This is a genomic window from Bacillus sp. FSL L8-0167 (assembly GCF_038630295.1).
Classification (GTDB): Bacteria; Bacillota; Bacilli; order Bacillales; family Bacillaceae; genus Bacillus; species Bacillus safensis.
In genome coordinates this window covers 2110919-2126784 of the sequence record NZ_CP152027.1, presented here as the reverse complement: position 1 = coordinate 2126784, position 15866 = coordinate 2110919, and the positions used below count along the sequence as shown (strand labels likewise).

General features: G+C 41.0%; 15 protein-coding genes and 1 riboswitch. Of the genes, 13 read left to right on the top strand and 2 right to left on the bottom strand.

Features of this window, described 5'->3' with window-relative positions; translation table 11 throughout:
• The first annotated feature begins 76 nt into the window (after window positions 1–76).
• The 8 genes from MHB66_RS10850 (at window position 77) to MHB66_RS10815 (ending at window position 8618) form a co-directional block, all read left to right on the top strand.
• Complete coding sequence (locus tag MHB66_RS10850) at window positions 77–607, top strand: thiol-disulfide oxidoreductase ResA (protein ID WP_041085967.1); 531 nt, start codon at window positions 77–79, stop codon at window positions 605–607.
• A gap of 1 nt (window position 608) precedes the next feature.
• Window positions 609–2288 carry a cytochrome c biogenesis protein ResB gene (locus MHB66_RS10845; RefSeq protein WP_034280384.1) on the top strand — a complete coding sequence of 560 codons (1680 nt, stop codon included), beginning with the start codon at window positions 609–611 and terminating at the stop codon, window positions 2286–2288.
• Window positions 2272–3450 (top strand): c-type cytochrome biogenesis protein CcsB, encoded by a 1179-nt coding sequence (ccsB, locus tag MHB66_RS10840; protein ID WP_041117853.1) that lies wholly within the window; start codon window positions 2272–2274, stop codon window positions 3448–3450. Before MHB66_RS10845 ends, ccsB begins: the two co-directional genes overlap by 17 nt.
• Before the next feature lie 85 nt (window positions 3451–3535).
• A complete protein-coding gene (locus MHB66_RS10835; protein ID WP_003215596.1) occupies window positions 3536–4258 on the top strand; it encodes a response regulator transcription factor in 723 nt (240 codons plus the stop codon).
• Complete coding sequence (locus tag MHB66_RS10830; protein WP_046311653.1) at window positions 4255–6036, top strand: ATP-binding protein; 1782 nt, start codon at window positions 4255–4257, stop codon at window positions 6034–6036. Before MHB66_RS10835 ends, MHB66_RS10830 begins: the two co-directional genes overlap by 4 nt.
• Window positions 6037–6239: 203 nt before the next feature.
• Window positions 6240–6848, top strand: a complete 609-nt coding sequence (gene sigX / locus MHB66_RS10825) for an RNA polymerase sigma factor SigX (protein WP_024422837.1) — start codon at window positions 6240–6242, stop codon at window positions 6846–6848.
• Window positions 6760–7866 (top strand): hypothetical protein, encoded by a 1107-nt coding sequence (locus MHB66_RS10820; RefSeq protein ID WP_046311651.1) that lies wholly within the window; start codon window positions 6760–6762, stop codon window positions 7864–7866. Before sigX ends, MHB66_RS10820 begins: the two co-directional genes overlap by 89 nt.
• Before the next feature lie 104 nt (window positions 7867–7970).
• The gene (locus tag MHB66_RS10815; protein ID WP_046311648.1) at window positions 7971–8618 is read left to right on the top strand and encodes a M23 family metallopeptidase; all 648 of its coding nucleotides are present in this window, start codon (window positions 7971–7973) and stop codon (window positions 8616–8618) included.
• Between the two features lie 34 nt (window positions 8619–8652).
• Here the strand turns inward: MHB66_RS10815 and serA are convergent, their stop codons facing one another.
• The gene (gene serA / locus MHB66_RS10810) at window positions 8653–10227 is read right to left on the bottom strand and encodes a phosphoglycerate dehydrogenase (RefSeq protein WP_046311646.1); all 1575 of its coding nucleotides are present in this window, start codon (window positions 10225–10227) and stop codon (window positions 8653–8655) included.
• A 286-nt stretch (window positions 10228–10513) separates the two neighbouring features.
• A riboswitch (FMN riboswitch) is annotated at window positions 10514–10644 on the top strand.
• A gap of 144 nt (window positions 10645–10788) precedes the next feature.
• Between serA and MHB66_RS10805 the strand changes: the two genes are divergently transcribed.
• Entirely contained in the window at window positions 10789–11370 is a 582-nt protein-coding gene (locus MHB66_RS10805; RefSeq protein ID WP_034280389.1) for an ECF transporter S component, read from the top strand.
• Between the two features lie 34 nt (window positions 11371–11404).
• Here MHB66_RS10805 and MHB66_RS10800 read toward each other — a convergent pair whose 3' ends face one another.
• Window positions 11405–11653, bottom strand: a complete 249-nt coding sequence (locus tag MHB66_RS10800) for a ferredoxin (RefSeq protein WP_008361239.1) — start codon at window positions 11651–11653, stop codon at window positions 11405–11407.
• A 267-nt stretch (window positions 11654–11920) separates the two neighbouring features.
• Here MHB66_RS10800 and MHB66_RS10795 point away from each other — a divergent pair, with 267 nt between their 5' ends.
• From MHB66_RS10795 to MHB66_RS10780, 4 genes are read left to right on the top strand one after another with little or no spacing between them, the layout of a single operon-like run.
• The gene (locus MHB66_RS10795; RefSeq protein ID WP_046311643.1) at window positions 11921–12973 is read left to right on the top strand and encodes a helix-turn-helix domain-containing protein; all 1053 of its coding nucleotides are present in this window, start codon (window positions 11921–11923) and stop codon (window positions 12971–12973) included.
• Window positions 12966–14474, top strand: a complete 1509-nt coding sequence (locus tag MHB66_RS10790; RefSeq protein WP_046311641.1) for an ATP-dependent DNA helicase RecQ — start codon at window positions 12966–12968, stop codon at window positions 14472–14474. Before MHB66_RS10795 ends, MHB66_RS10790 begins: the two co-directional genes overlap by 8 nt.
• Window positions 14471–15112 (top strand): CPBP family intramembrane glutamic endopeptidase, encoded by a 642-nt coding sequence (locus MHB66_RS10785; RefSeq protein ID WP_024422830.1) that lies wholly within the window; start codon window positions 14471–14473, stop codon window positions 15110–15112. Before MHB66_RS10790 ends, MHB66_RS10785 begins: the two co-directional genes overlap by 4 nt.
• Window positions 15057–15839, top strand: coding sequence for a LysM peptidoglycan-binding domain-containing protein (locus MHB66_RS10780; RefSeq protein WP_046311639.1), 783 nt, complete (start codon window positions 15057–15059; stop codon window positions 15837–15839). Before MHB66_RS10785 ends, MHB66_RS10780 begins: the two co-directional genes overlap by 56 nt.
• The last annotated feature ends 27 nt before the right edge of the window (window positions 15840–15866 follow it).

Genomic DNA, 15866 nt, shown 5'->3' with positions numbered 1-15866 from the left:
TCAAAAAATGAAGAAGCATCAAAAGAAGGAGAATGCTATAATTTACCTGAATGTCTATGGGGAAGGGGTACTTCAGATGAAAAAAAGACGGTTTTTCATACGGACGGGCATTCTCCTCGTGATGCTAGCGGCACTATGTTATACAATGTATAACTCAGTATTTGCCAAACAGGATCGAGTCAAAGAAGGATCTATTGCGCCAAACTTTGTCCTTCAATCTGTCGATGGGGATCGGATTGAGTTAAAGGACTTAAAAGGCAAAGGTGTCTTTCTTAATTTTTGGGGTACATGGTGTGGACCGTGTAAACAAGAATTTCCTTATATGGCGAATCAATATGAAGTGTTCAAGGATCGCGGTGTGGAAATTGTTGCAGTCAATGTTGCGGAATCCAAGATTGCCGTGAAAAATTTTATGGAATCCTATGGCGTGAATTTTCCTGTTGCCATGGACAAAGATCGTCAAGTGACAGAGGCATATGATATTACGCCGCTGCCAACCACATTTTTAATCAATCCTGAAGGCAAGGTAATCAAAGTCATAAAGGGAACGATGACAGAACGTAATGTCTATGAATATATGAATTTGATTAAACCAAAGGGGTCATAGAATGAAAGAGGTAAAGTGCGAGTGTGGACATATTAATCCAATCGGTACTGTTCTATGTGAATCATGCGGGAATCCCATTGCGGCTAAAGAGAAAAACTCTTCAAAGCTGCTTGATATGAGATATGACGGCAGTGCAAGACGCTCGCAAACATACAACAAAACGATTGTTGATAAAGTATGGAACTTTTTTTCTTCCGTTAAAGTGGGTGTGTGGCTGATTGTCATTACACTGCTCGCTTCTTCGCTTGGAACGATTTTTCCGCAGGAGCGATTTATTCCGCCAGGTGCATCTGCTTCCACGTATTATGAAGAGCAATATGGATCGTTTGGCAAGCTGTATTACACACTTGGATTCCATGATCTTTATAATTCTTGGTGGTTTTTAGCTCTTGTCGCATCAATCGGAATCTCCCTTGTCATTTGCAGTCTCGACCGCGTTATTCCTCTTTATCGAGCACTCAAAAACCAAGGGGTTATCAAAAAAGAAGGCTTTATGAGAAGACAGCGTCTGTTTAGCGAGACAGACAAAACATTAGATCAGCATACATATGAAGGCATCATAAGAGCAATGAAACAAAAGCGTTACCGCGTGCGAGAAGAAAATGGGCATATTTTAGCCGAAAAAGGACGTTTTTCACGCTGGGGACCTTACGTCAATCACATTGGACTAATCATCTTTCTCATTGGAGCGATGCTCCGGTTTGTCCCGGGCATGTACGTGGATGAAACGCTTTGGGTCAGAGAAGGGGAAACTGCACCAATTCCAGGTACGGATGGTCAATACTTCTTGAAAAATAATGCGTTTTCAATTGATCGCTATGAAACTGGAAATGAAAAAGAAGTGTTTGAGAATGCCATTGAAAAAGCTGGCGATGGTCAAGTGGTGAAAAGCTATAAAACGGATGCCATTTTATACAAACGTGAAGGAGAAGTTGTATTTGGTGAAAAGCCCAAGCTGAAGCAGGTAACAGAACACGATATCAAAGTAAATGAACCGCTCAAGTTTGACAATTTCTCATTATATCAAGTGGATTTTAAACAAAATGAACTCGATCAAATGGTCTTTCAGCTGATTCGTAAAGATACAGAAAAATCTTTCGGTACAGTGAAGATTAATCTGCTGGAGCCTAAGTCAGAATATGATCTTGGTAGCGGTTACAAAGTCAAGGTGATGAGCTATCTGCCTGATTTTTATTTTGACGATGATGGAACGCCAAGTACGAAAACAAGGAATCCGAATAATCCTGCTTTCGTGTTTGAAATGATTTCTCCTGAAAAACCTAAAGGTGAAAAAAGCTTTGTCGCCATTCAAGAGACAGTAGAGGGTTCTGATAACAATCTATATAAAATGAAGTTTGATCGGGTCGAAACGAAAAACGTCACAGGGTTAACAGTGAGAAAGGATTTAACACTTGGCGTGCTCATAGTAGGCGGAATCATCTTCATGATCGGTGTCGTGCAGGGGATGTATTGGCAGCATAGAAGAATCTGGCTGTCGGCAAAGGATGGAAAAGTATTGGTGGCAGGACATACAAACAAAAACTGGTTCGGCTTAAAGTCCGATCTTGGTGTGTTACTGCACGGCAGTGGCATCAAACAGCCAGTTGATCAAAAAGAACTGCCTGATACAACAAGTATCAGCAAAAGCAAGGGGGAAGGATTAGATGGCGGCAGTCAGTGAAAATCTGTTATTTGCAGCTTTTCTATTTTATTTAGCGGCAGTTCCTTTTTTTGGTGGTGCCATTAAGGGAAAAAAGAAAGAAGAAGGACCGCACAGAAATAAGGCGGCACTCATTGGCATTACGCTTACCATCATCGGTTTTTTGAGCCAGTTGGGCTATTTTATTTCAAGATGGATCGCATCTGGTCATGCACCTGTCAGTAATTTGTTTGAGTTCACAACGGCTTTTGGCATGATGCTGGTGCTTGCATTCATCATTTTATATTTTGTGTATCAAGTGTCTGTACTTGGTTTATTTACACTTCCAATCGCTTTATTGATTATTGCCTATGCAAGTATGTTCCCATCAGATATTTCACCGCTGATTCCTTCACTTCAAAGTAATTGGCTTTATATTCACGTGACAACAGCAGCACTTGGCCAAGCCATTTTAGCCATCAGCTTTGTGGCAGGTGTCATCTTTCTACTAAAGCATGTGGATCAAACAAAGCCAGGGAAGAAGACGTTTGGTTTAGAGCTTGTCATGTTTATGATTGTGGTCACACTTGCATTTATCGCTGTTACGTCTATCTTTAGAATGACAGGATATGAAGCAACATTTAATTGGATTGATAAAAATAAAGAAAAAAGTGAGATGGTCTATGAGCTCCCAGCTCTTGTCGGACCTCATAAAGGGGAGCTTGTGACGGAAGATCGTTTGGAACCGTTTGTTGAGCTGCCGCCTGTTTTTTCAGGTAGAAAGGTCAATACAGTGTTATGGTCATTTGGCGTAGGGCTGATTATATACGGACTCATTCGATTGATCATTCGCAAACGACTGAGCGCACTGCTTCAACCGTTAGTGAAACAGGTGAACCTAGATTTAGTCGATGAAATTGGGTATAGGGCTGTTTCGATTGGTTTCCCTGTATTTGCGTTAGGCGGGCTGATCTTTGCCATGATCTGGGCGCAAATTGCATGGACTAGGTTTTGGGGCTGGGACCCGAAGGAAGTATGGGCATTGATTACGTTTCTCTTTTATGCTGCCTATCTTCATCTTCGCTTGTCGCGAGGCTGGCATGGTGAAAAGTCCGCATGGCTTGCTGTGATCGGCTTCGCCATTATTATGTTTAATCTCATCTTTGTTAACCTTGTCATTGCGGGGCTTCATTCTTACGCATAATCACAAGGAAAAGCCAACTTTTATGATTCAATTCGGCTTTTTGTTAAAATGAATGTAACAACGGAGAAAGCAGGAGGACTGTCTAATGGAACACACAACTCAAACGAAAATATTAGTCGTAGATGATGAGGCAAGAATTCGCCGCCTTTTAAAAATGTATTTAGAACGTGAAAATTATGAAATCGATGAAGCGGAAAATGGAGATGAAGCGATTCAAAAAGGGCTTCAAACCGATTACGACCTCATTTTGCTCGATTTAATGATGCCTGGTACAGATGGAATCGAAGTGTGTAATCAAATTCGAGATAAAAAAGCGACTCCAATCATTATGCTGACGGCAAAAGGAGAAGAAGCCAACCGTGTTCAAGGATTTGAGGCAGGAACGGATGACTACATCGTCAAACCTTTCAGCCCGCGTGAAGTGGTTTTACGCGTAAAGGCATTGCTCAGAAGATCGTCTCAAACGTCTTATTTGAATACTGGGACAACAACAAAGGATGTTCTTGTGTTTTCTCATCTTTCTATTGACCATGATGCACATAGAGTGACGGCTGATGGCAAAGAAGTCAGCCTCACGCCGAAGGAATATGAGCTTTTATATTTCCTTGCAAAAACACCAGATAAGGTCTATGACAGAGAAAAGCTGCTAAAAGAAGTATGGCAATATGAATTCTTTGGAGACTTACGAACAGTTGATACTCATGTCAAACGACTTCGTGAAAAACTGAATAAAGTGTCACCAGAAGCAGCGAAAAAAATCGTAACTGTATGGGGTGTCGGGTACAAATTTGAGGTCGGCGCTGAATGAAACTGTGGAAAAGTGTTGTAGGAAAGCTATGGTTAACCATTCTTTTCCTCGTCTTGATCGTTTTATCTATTTTAACTGTGCTTCTTTTAGAGTTCATTGAGAATTATCATGTAGAAGAAGCAAAATCTGATTTAACACAAATGGCAAACAAAGTAGCGGTCATTTTAGAAAGCCATGAGGATCAATCGCTTGCGAGGTCGATTACATCAGAACTCGCTGACAAATTGACGAGTATTGCGATCATCCAAGAGGACGGGCTAGAGTGGTATTCGTCTGAAAAAGACGGGAAGCTTCCTGCGATTACAAAGAAACAAATTGAAGCGGACAACGATTTAAATCAAGCACTGAAAGATCGTAAAAAAATCAGTAAACGTGCAGAACCTGATGCAGGCAATCGAAAAGATGAACGGATTGTAGTCGGTGTTCCATACGAGGCGAACGGAAAAAAAGGCATGGTCTTTCTTTCTCAATCACTCCTCGCTGTAGAACAAACAACGAAACATACGACACGCTACATCTTTTTAGCCGCCGGAATTGCGATTGTACTGACCACTATATTCGCTTTCTTCTTGTCAACACGTGTCACCTATCCTCTCAGAAAGATGAGAGAGGGTGCACAAGATTTGGCGAAAGGGAAATTTGATACAAAGATTCCTATTTTAACGCAAGATGAAATTGGAGAACTGGCAATCGCCTTTAATCAAATGGGGAAGCAGCTTAAATTCCATATCACAGCCTTAAATCAAGAAAAAGAACATTTATCTAATATTTTAAGCAGTATGGCTGATGGCGTCATCACCATCAATATTGATGGAACGATTTTGATGACAAATCCTCCTGCAGAACGATTTTTGCAGGCATGGTATTACGAGCAAAATATGAAGATCAAGGATGGAGATGAACTGCCGCCAGAAGCGCGCGAGCTATTTCATACAGCTGTCAGCACAGAAAAAGAGCAAATGATCGAAGTTACGCTGCAAGGGCGTACCTGGGTTCTTCTCATGTCTCCGCTGTATAATCAGCAGGATGTCAGGGGAGCAGTTGCAGTCCTTCGTGATATGACGGAGGAACGAAGACTTGATAAACTGAGAAAAGACTTCATTGCCAATGTCAGTCATGAACTTCGTACACCAATTGCCATGCTGCAAGGGTACAGTGAGGCAATTGTAGATGATATTGCGGGATCAGAAGAGGAAAAGAAAGAGATTGCGCAAATTATCTATGATGAATCACTTCGAATGGGACGTCTTGTGAATGACCTTCTAGATCTAGCGAGAATGGAAGCAGGTCATATTACACTGAATCTTGAATCAACAGATACGGAAGAGCTGACAGAGAAGATCTTCCGTAAGTTTCTCGGGATTGCGAAAGAAAAACAAATCGACCTTACGTATGATATTCAAGTGGATGAACCGCACTTTGTATTCGATCCAGATAAGATTGAGCAAGTGTTTACGAATCTCATTGATAATGCTATTCGTCATACACCAGAGGGCGGCGAGGTTCACTTCTCGGTTCAATCGGTGGAAAACGGACTGAAAATGGATGTAAAAGATTCGGGGAGCGGAATTCCGGAAGAGGATCTGCCCTTTATTTTCGAACGCTTTTATAAAGCCGATAAAGCAAGGACGAGAGGGCGTTCTGGTACTGGACTTGGCCTTGCGATTGTGAAGAACATCATCGAGGCGCATCAAGGCTCTATACATGCTCACAGCAAAGCGGGGGCAGGTACACACTTCACATTCTATATTCCGAGAAAAAAGCAGGAACTCGTCTAATCTTGACGAAGAATCTTGTTACATGAGAAACACTTCTTTTCGTAAAGAAAATGAAGTGTTTTTTCTATTTTAAAATTTTTAAGGAGAAGTTAAACAAAAAGCCCTTTCCAAACTGTCGAACTTGTAATATATTTGTCATAAAGTTGTAATGTAACGTTTTATAAGAGTCACTCGACAAAAATAAGTGAACGGAGGGGTTTCCTATGCATGAAACCTTTCAAAAAATATATGATTCGTACCATCAAGATTTGTACCAGTTTTTATTTTATATGGTTAAAGATAAAAATCAGGCAGAGGATCTCGTACAGGAGGTTTACATTCGGGTACTTCACTCATATAAAACTTTTGAAGGAAGAAGCAGCGAGAAAACATGGCTGTTTTCAATTGCAAGGCATGTGGCGATTGACTGGTTTCGCAAGCAGCAAACCATTAGACAACGGGTACTCGGCACGTTTGATTGGGATAAGCAGGATGTAAAAGACCCAGACTTGCTCCCAGACGAACTGGCTGTACAGGATGAAAATACTAAAGAAATTTATGCCGCGCTTGATCACTGCACGATTGATCAAAGAGCTGTCATCATTTTAAGGTTTATCCAGGGCTACTCAATCATGGAGACGGCAAAGGCGCTAAAGTTCTCGGAAAGCAAAGTCAAAACAACGCAGCACCGAGGCCTGAAAGTGCTCCGAAAACATATGGAGCTTTTGAAGGAGGAGCTAGTGAATGAAAACGAACAGGTCCGATTGGAGCGAAGAACGAATCAAGGTGTTACTAAGTCAGCTTCCAAAGGTGGAGGACAACCGTTCATCTAAGCAGATATACCAGCAGGTGCTGATGGCAAGCGGGAAGAAAAAGAAAAGTGTCAAATGGATCGGTCCGGCGGTGGCAACCGTTGTGGTTTTATTTATGGCGTTTTTAATTTCTCCTCATTTATTTCAGCCGGCTGCTCAAGAACAGCATAAACAGATAAAAATGGACTCAAGTGCTGACAAAGGACAGGCAAATGCCACATTAGAGCCCGTCAAACAGGCAAATGGTACCACACACGTTGTTTTTCATGAAGACAAGCAAAAGTATATGACGGTTGCATACATAGATGAATCAACATCTCAAGTGGTTCCCATAAGTATTGAAAAAGAGAATGATCATGGCCATTTGCAGGAAATGATGAACACATATGAACAGGTGCAGCTGCCTGAAATGACAAAGCCTCTTCAATCTTATCTTGAGATGGTGGACCTTCGTGAAAATGGGAATACACTTGTTTTTCAGTTAAAAAATGATTTGTCCCTTGATACGATAAAGGAAGCCAATCGATTTAAAGATATGGTAAAAGAAACGCTCAAATGGAGCAGGTATAAACAAGTGGAAGTCAAATCAGTCAAAGGCTCTCATCTTCAATTAGGGGCTAGCAGCATTGGCACGATATCAATTGATAAACAAACGAAGAAAGCTTATTACGTGCTAGAAAATAAGAGCGGGACTTTTTTGGTGCCCTCCAAAACACATTATTCTTCTTATGAAGAAGCTGTAGAGGCCATGAAACGCACGAGTGATTCTGGACTTGAACCATTAATTAAAGAAGAACCCATTAAAGAAGTGACATCAAAAGGTAAGCATGTAACCATCACGTTTGGAGCATCAGCACAATTATCGGACTCAATTGATCATACTCTACTCATTGAAGGTCTGCTGCTCACAGCGAAAGATTTTGGTTTTACAGATGTCACCATTCAATATGAAGGAACAGATCAAGTAGGACCATATGAATTAAATGAACCAATAGAGGTACCGGCCCTGCCGAATCCAGTTGTCATTAAAGATCGTTAAAGGACGCAAGCATTTCAATGCGTTCTTTTTTGATGTATAGAAAAGGGTCTTCTTGCTGTATACTAAGCTGTCATGAAAAGAACCTCAAAAAAGGGGAGTCACTGATGAAAAGGTATTGCTTCATAGGTGCCAGCTGTTTTTTGCTCTTGATCTTAGCGCCATCTGCCCATGCGCAGAAGACAAACGAATGGGTGGAACCAGTGAAAGGAGAAGTCACTGACTTGTTTGGGACAAGGGGCGGCTCGCATAAGGGATTAGATATAGCTGCGCCAGAAGGAGAATCCATTTTTGCTGCAAGTGAAGGTGTGGTCACGCGTTCGTATGTATCGGCTACATATGGAGAAGTTATATTTATTCAGCATCCAAATGGATACGAAACCGTCTATGCTCATTTACACGAGCGTTTTGTGAAAAAGGGTGACCATGTACAAGCGGGACAGCCGATTGGCATAATTGGCAACACAGGAGCCTCCAGAGGCACTCATTTGCATTTTGAAGTACATCGTGGCAATTGGTCAGTCAGCAAAAAGGATGCGGTAGATCCGCTCAAAATGATTGCTGTGGAACGTTTCCAAGAGCCGGCTCTTCATGTAAATGGACATGAAAAAAATACATATGTCATTAAACAAGGGGATACCCTTTGGTCGATAGCAAAGGCGCATGAAATGACTGTGGAACAATTGAAAAAGATCAATGAGCTGACGACTCATCTCATTCGAACAGGAGACCGTTTAATGGTTTCAACAAAATAAACCTCATGCAAAGCATGAGGTTTATCACTGTTTTTTATAGATCAATCAGGCGGACAGAAAGAATATCCTGCACTTCAGTTAATTTTTTCACAATTTCGTCCTCTAGATGCTTGTCGAAAGAAAGCATCATAATGGCTTCGCCGCCTTTTTCTTTACGTCCCACCTGCATTGTGGCGATGTTGACATCATGGTCGCCTAAAATCTGTCCAACCTTTCCAATCACACCAGGTGCATCTGTATGCTGGATATAGACAAGGTGTCCATCTGGATAAAAATCAATATTAAAACCATTAATAGAAACAACGCGCTCCCCTAGATGCGGGATGTAAGTCGCTTTTAGAGTAAAGGTTGAAAGATCACCTTTGACTTCAATGGAAATACTGTTTTCGTAACCAGATTCGCTGGAAGAAATTTTTTCACTAAAGCTAATGCCTCGTTCTTTTGCGACCATTCCAGCATTTACTTCATTCACAGTCGAATCAACACGCTCTTTTAAAAAGCCTGACAGAAGACTCTTTGTGATAAAGGATGTTTCGAGTTTTGAAATAGAGCCTTCATAAGAAATGCCTACTTCTTTTACAGGTTCTCTCATTGATTGAGAGACAAGACGTCCAAGTTTTCCTGCAAATTGATGATAAGGCTGAATCTTTTTGAACTCGTCTTTTGTCATCGCTGGTAGATTAATAGATGACATGACAGGAAGACCTTTTGCAAATTGAAGGACTTCTTCAGATACTTGCGCCGCTACATTTAATTGTGCTTCTTTTGTAGAGGCACCAAGATGCGGAGTTGCAATGACATGTGGATGATCCACAAGCGGATTATCAGTTGGCGGTTCTACCTCGAATACATCGAGTGCAGCTCCTGCGACATGGCCGCTTTCAAGTGCCTCAAGAAGGTCAGCCTCGTCAATAATGCCGCCGCGCGCACAGTTTACAAGGCGAACACCTTTTTTCGTTTTTGCAATCGTTTCTTTATTGAGAAGTCCTCTTGTTTCTTTTGTTAATGGCGTATGTACAGTAATAATATCTGATACTTCGAGTACTTCATCAAGTGATTTCGCATTGACGCCAATTTTTTCTGCACGTTCCTTTGTGAGAAATGGGTCAAACACGTTGATTGTCATGCCAAATGCTCTTGCACGCTGCGCGATTTCACTTCCGATTCTGCCTAAGCCGACAATCCCAAGAGATTTTCCGTAAAGCTCAGCACCAACATATGCACCTCTGTTCCATTCTTTTGATTTGACAGAAATGTTGGCTTGCGGAATATGACGCATAAGTGATGAAATCATAGCGAACGTATGCTCAGCTGTCGAGATCGTATTACCGTTTGGTGCATTGATCACAATGACGCCGTGTTTGGTCGCTTCATCAATGTCAATATTGTCTACTCCCACACCGGCACGGCCGACAATTTTTAATGAAGTCATTTTTTCATAAAGCTCTTTCGTTACTTTCGTGGCACTTCTGACAAGTAAGGCATCAAACGTGTGTAATTCATCTTCTGCTTCTGCTACATTTTTTTGGACAATTTCAACAAAATCTGATTCTAAAAGTGGTAGAAGACCATCATTGCTCATCTTATCTGAGACTAATACTCGAAACATCGTAAGATTTCCTCCTAAAATAAACGTCATAAATATCTGATAATTTACCATATTCCTTTTCACTGTGTCAATCAAATTAAAGCAGTAAAGTGAAAAAGAAAACACGAACATTTCTTTGTGTCTTTATAAAGAATGAACACCTTTAAACAAAAGATAACCAATTTTTGCGCATTTGTCATTATAATTTTTGTGTTTTTTACGATTTCTTAAAACTGATGAATTTGCTCAGATTTTTATCTGTACAAATGCTCATATATCATATATAATGATGTCGAATTGAATAATGATCAATCTTCGGGGCAGGGTGTAATTCCCTACCGGCGGTGATGAGCATAGTCTCTAAGCCCGCGAGCCTTTTTGGCAGGATTCGGTGTGATTCCGAAGCCGACAGTATAGTCTGGATGGGAGAAGATGGAGGTTCATAAACGTTGAAAACATTGATGTTCACACGTTTATTTGTCTAGCCCAATTTCCCCGCTCCTGTTTTCAAGGGCGGTTTTTTTGTGGCTAAAATGGAACAATCCTCTTTTCGAAAGATTTGATCGAAAAGGAGAGAGAATATTGAATCAAAGTAAAGTAAAGCGTTTAGTTGTTACCAGTATGCTCAGCAGTATTTCGTTTGTGTTAATTTTATTGGATTTTCCTTTCCCGGGTCTTCCAGCGTATTTGAAAATTGATTTTAGTGATATCCCGGCAATTATTGCGATTTTAATTTATGGACCGGGTGCAGGGATTGCTGTTGAGGCATTAAAAAATGTACTGCATTACCTCATTCAAGGCAGTATGTCCGGCGTTCCAGTTGGGCAAGTTGCGAACTTCATTGCAGGCACACTATTTATCTTGCCAGTCGCCTTTATGTTTAAAAAAATCAAATCAGCAAAAGGGATGGCATGGTCTATGATCACGGGTACATTGCTTATGACTGTGATGATGAGTATTTTAAATTACTTCTTATTCCTGCCAGCTTACACATGGTTCTTAAACGCGCCAGAACTATCCGATCATGCGCTCAAGACGACCATTACAGCAGGGATCTTACCATTTAACTTTATTAAAGGAATCATCATTACCATCGTGTTTAGTCTCATTTTTGTGAAAATGCGTCCATGGTTTGAAAATAAACGACGACTTCAAAATAGTTAATATAAAAAAAGCCCCTGTATAAGGGGCTTTTATACTATTCATGCTTAAGCGGGTCACCATCGAAAGATTCGTCCGCAACTTTGATTGAATCTGTTGGACATCCTTCAAATGCATCAAGCATATCTTCTTCAAGTACTTCTGGAACTTCTACAGTCCCTTGGTTGTCATCAAGCGTAACAAATGCAATGCCTTCATCATCATAATCATAAATGTCTGGAGCAGCTGCACCGCATGCGCCGCAAGCAATACATGTGTCTTTGTCTACAATTGTATATTTTGCCATGTTAAAAAAATACCTCCCAGATTGTTCGATGGAACAAATGGTCTAACCTTTTTAGTTTCACCGATAAAAAACAATTTCCTCAAACCTTATTGTAATGATTTTAATTTCACATTTCAACTGTAAAGTGATTGAGAATGCTTATCACATAAGGGTTTGTTCATAACTTTCCCCCACAAATTGAGTTTAAACATTTCTTCTTCTATGAAATCTGTTAAAATAAAGGGAGAAAATATTCGAATTTTGTCAGGAAGACAGGTGCTTTGGCGAATGACTCTTCATTACTTGGATGTCATGTTAATGGACAGCGTATATAAATTGAACGGCGAACGCTCCATAAGTGCTGTCTACCATCTTTTTAAAGGAAAAAAATCATCACAAACCATACAGGATGCCAGTTTGTTTCAGCTTTCAAAGTATTTCGGCTGTTATCCGGGGTTTACGAGGGATCAGCTGAATCGCTCTACTATAAAGCTTGACGAAAAGCACTACATCAAAAAAACAGGGGAGACATTCATTGTTACAGATGCAGGACAGCAAATGCTAAACCAGTATTTCTCAGAAAAACCGATGCCCGCTTATTTTCATGGTGCCAAATATCATGATAAAGCAAAGGTGTTATGGATGAGGCTCTCATTACTTGTACAAGTGCTGTCTCACCATCTGGCTGGATCGCATCAATATGTCCCAATACAAAGAGATGTATCTGTACAGAGCTGGACGAAATCCTTCTTAAAACAGCATCACGAGAAGAATAAGCTATCGGAAGAGCTGCATCATGAACTCGAAAAGCTCCTTAGCCGTATAAGTGATCAAGAGGCGCTGATATTTGTTTATTCATTGACTTCAAATGAAAGAATTGGGCTTACGTATCAGCAAATGGCAGAGTGGCTAAAAGAAGATGTGTGGTATGTGTACCTGCTTTTTTGGAATGTCCTCCATTATTTTATTCATGCTGCCCAAAAAGGTGAGACGCAGCTCATGCAAAAGCTCGTAGGTGACCTTGAATTCAAACGCGTGCTGACAACCTCTACGCACAAAACGCTCGAGCTTGTGCAAAAAGGCTTTGATATTGATCAAATTGCTCACATTCGCTCTTTAAAAAAGGCAACGATCGAAGACCATATTGTCGAGCTTTCCATACATGAACCGAGCTTCTCAATAGAGCCGTATGTGAGCGAAGAAGAGCAGCAGGCCATTCATGCAGTAGCCAGAGAGCTTCAAACAAATAAGATGAAGCTGATTAAAGAAAAACTCGAACATCCATTTACTTATTTTCAAATACGATTGGCTCTGACAAGGATGGTGAAAGCAAATGGATAAGCTTCATCAGACGCTCATGCGATATTTTGGTTACGACTCATTTAAAACGGGTCAAGAGGACATTATTCAAAGTGTACTGAATCAAAAGGATACGGTGGCCATGCTGCCTACTGGCGGCGGGAAATCCATCTGCTATCAAATTCCCGGCTATATGACAGATGGATTAGTTCTCATTATTTCGCCGCTGTTATCGCTTATGGAGGATCAAGTCGAACGAATGAAAATGCGCGGAGAAAAACGAGTGGCGGCACTGAACAGCACATTGTCTTTTCAGGAGAGACGACATATCATTCGGCATTTGCCATCATATAAATTTTTATTCGTCGCCCCTGAGGCATTAATGACAGAGGTGCTGCTAGAACAGCTCAAATCGATGCATATTGGTCTGTTCGTCGTCGATGAAGCCCATTGTATATCCGAATGGGGGCATGATTTCCGTCCGGAATATTCCAAGCTGGGAGAATGGAGAGAAGCGTTAGGTCATCCTGTCGCCTTAGCACTGACGGCAACTGCAACAAAACAAACGCTAAAAGATACCGTACAAACGTTAAGATTGCAGCATCCAGACTTTCATATCCATTCTGTCAACCGGCCAAACATCGCTTTAGTCAAAGAAGCGCACGAAACGAAAGAAGCAAAAGAAAAACGGGCTATTGAGCTTGTTGAATATTTGCAGGGCCCCGGTCTGATTTATTGCCCAACCCGGCAAATGACAGAAGATATGGCGCTCATTATGAAACAAAAAACCCATCAGCGTGTAGAGTATTACCATGGCGGGATGGATGCAGGAGACCGTATGCTTATTCAGCAGCAATTTATCAGCGGACAGCTTGATCTTATTTGTTGTACAAGTGCTTTTGGAATGGGAATTGATAAAGCAGATATACGATTTGTTATTCATATGAGCCCGCCGCAGTCAATTGAAGCATTTATGCAGGAAATTGGAAGAGCAGGACGGGACGGGAAAAAGAGTATCAGCATTCTTTTATATACAGAAGAGGATGCGGACATTCAACAGCATTTAATACAAGCAGAGGGCTTTGATGAGCCAGAAATTGATTTCTTCTTAGCAAGGCTGACACAAATGCAGACAAATGATGAAAAGAAATTACGTGAACAATTGATGGAATCAGGGCTTCAGGAGACACGTGCAAGAATGCTGATCCATTATTACAGGATGTATCAGTCTGACGAGCCGCGTGTGCTCCTGATGAAACTGAAAGAGAAATTGCAGGACAGACAAACAGAAAAACTGAGAAAAGTGTGGCAATTTAAGGAGCGGATCACAGATCATGGCTGCTTTAGACAATCTCTGTTATCATACTTTTACGAACAGCTTGATCAAACAGAGAGCGCATCCTCTGGCAGCTGCTGCTCTTCTTGCGGACTTGACCTGTCTGATTATGAAAAAAAAGATCAACCATTGGAGCTGAATGAAATGAAACACTGGAAGACCGTGCTGGATCGTATGTTTCATCTGACAAAAGAGGCGCAGCATTGATTGAACAACATCGCCGGATCATCGAAAAATTAACCGATCGACAAGTGGTAGAACAGCTGTATTTCACGCAGCTGCTGATGCTGGTCATTTCCTTTTTACTAGGTATATTTATGTTCGATCATTGGACAGATTTCACATCTCTTTGGGAGATCCAAGATGCGCGGATACTGACCTATGGAATTGGCGGCGCTGCGGTTGTGATCATTGTGGATGCGATTGTCATGAAGGTGTTTCCTGCTCATATGTATGATGATGGCGGATTAAATGAAAAAATGTTCAAAAACCGCAGCATCCCGCATATTGTTTGGTTAACACTGCTCATCGCCTTTTCAGAGGAAATTCTATTCCGAGGGATCGTCCAGCAGCAATTTGGACTGGAAATTGCCAGTATTGTGTTTGCGCTCCTTCACTTTCGCTACTTATCAAAAATACTCTTGTTTATCCTTGTGGTTTCTATTAGTATTTTTTTAGGACTTTTATACGAGTGGACGGGGAATTTATTTGTTCCTGTCATGACCCATTTTGTCATTGACTTAGTCTTTGCTTGTCAAATTCGTTTGAAATATAGGGGGAGGGATGAACATGGAAGAAATGTCGAGAATGAAGAGAAAGAAGGAGCAGCTGACAAACATCCATGATGATGTAGAGGAAATTCTTGAAGAAGAAGTAGAGCCTTCAGATGACTCTCTCTTTCCTACACGAGAAGATTTCCATGAATATAAAAAGCAGCGCACGAAAAAGGTGCGCAATCCATTGTTTACAACACTGGCTATTATCTTTCCTATTATTGTCGTCACGGTGTTCTTCCTTTTGATCTACTACACATCAAAGGAAATCAACCATAATAATAATCAAGATGTATATAATATTGATTCTACATCAAGTGCTGACACAGACCCAGTCCCGTCAGCACTTGCCGAAACAAAAAATGACTCAAGCGCTGATAAAGCGGATGCGTCTGATGATGAGAAGCAAAAGAAAGAGGAAGAAAAACAACGATCGAAAGAAAAAGCTGAACAGAAGAAAAAAGAAAAAGCAGCTAAAGAGAAAGAAGAGCGTGAACAAGCAGCGAAAGAAAAAGAACGCGAGAGAGCTGAAGCTGCCAAAAAGCGTGAACAGCAGCAGCTAGCCTTGCAAAAGCAGCAGGAAGAGAAAAAAAGAAAAGAAGCCGAAGAGAAAAAGAAGCAGGAAGAAAAGCCAGTCCGTGTTGTGCAGCACACTGTTGGTCCAGAGGAAAACCTGTATCGAATTTCAATGAAGTATTACAAAAACCGTTCGGGTGAAGAGAAAATTAGAGCCTATAATCACTTAAAAGGTAACAGCGTATACAGTGGTCAAGTGCTGAATATTCCACTAGAAAACTAATCACCTGACATGAATGAAGAAGCACGC